Source organism: Arthrobacter sp. 08Y14 (assembly GCF_002929455.1).
GTDB lineage: Bacteria > Actinomycetota > Actinomycetes > Actinomycetales > Micrococcaceae > Arthrobacter_B > Arthrobacter_B sunyaminii.
On record NZ_PJIX01000022.1, the window covers coordinates 1 to 742 of the forward strand.

At 63.7% G+C, this 742-nt stretch carries 2 protein-coding genes; both read right to left on the bottom strand.

Going from position 1 to position 742, the window contains the following annotated elements:
- Nucleotides 1-125: 125 nt before the first annotated feature.
- A complete protein-coding gene (locus CXR03_RS18855) occupies nucleotides 126-329 on the bottom strand; it encodes a hypothetical protein (protein WP_104105051.1) in 204 nt (67 codons plus the stop codon).
- A partial coding sequence (locus CXR03_RS18860) for an ABC transporter permease (protein ID WP_368784665.1) occupies nucleotides 329-742 on the bottom strand: 414 nt, incomplete at its 5' end. The genes CXR03_RS18855 and CXR03_RS18860, both read right to left, overlap by 1 nt.

Below are 742 nucleotides of genomic sequence, written 5' to 3' on the forward strand. Positions count from 1 at the left end.
GGCGTTGAGCTTGCTGTGGCTCGATTTTGCCCGCTCGATGGCAGCTTTCGTCAGCTCCAGCGCGCTGAGGCGTCGGTCTCGGATGGCTGTCGCCGCTTCCTTCAGTGATCCGGGATCGTCGAGGCTCATCGATCTGCCTCCGCCCGGAGGATCCGGTCGAAGGCGGCCGGCTCGACATTGAAGAGGCTGCCGATTGCGCCCTCCTCGATTGGAGCGATCGCGGTGGAATCTCTTTGCAACTCGCCGACCATGGCCAGAAGCTCCGGATCAATGGCGGCCCGTCCCCAATAGGCATGGGAGAGCGCCTTCATGACGTCCTGGAGATCCATCAGCTGAAATCCTGCGGTTGACGGTTGCGGACCAGCTGGCTCAACGACACTGCGATCACGAGCGCCCCGCCATAGAAAAGGTTCTGCACATAGGCATCAGCGCCCAGCATCGTCAGCCCGGTGATCCCCGTGACCAGGAAGTAGACGCTGATCACGGCACCAAAGGCATTGAAGCGTCCGGGCGAGATGGTCGTGGCCCCCAGGAAGGCGGCGGCGAAGGCCGGCAGCAGAAGGTTGAGGCCGGACAGCGGATCGGCGGAGCCGGTCATGCCGGCATAGAGCACGCCGGCAAAGGCCGAGATGAGGCCGGCAAAGACGAAGGATGTGGCGCGCACGCGGTCGACGTTGATGCCGTTCAGGCGTGACACTTCACGACCGCGACCGACGAAGAGCAGCTTGAGCCCCGGGATCGT

Coding starts and splice junctions, on each gene's coding strand:
- CXR03_RS18855 (WP_104105051.1), bottom strand. CDS start 329: ATGGATCTCCAGGACGTCATGAAGGCGCTCTCCCATGCCTATTGGGGA.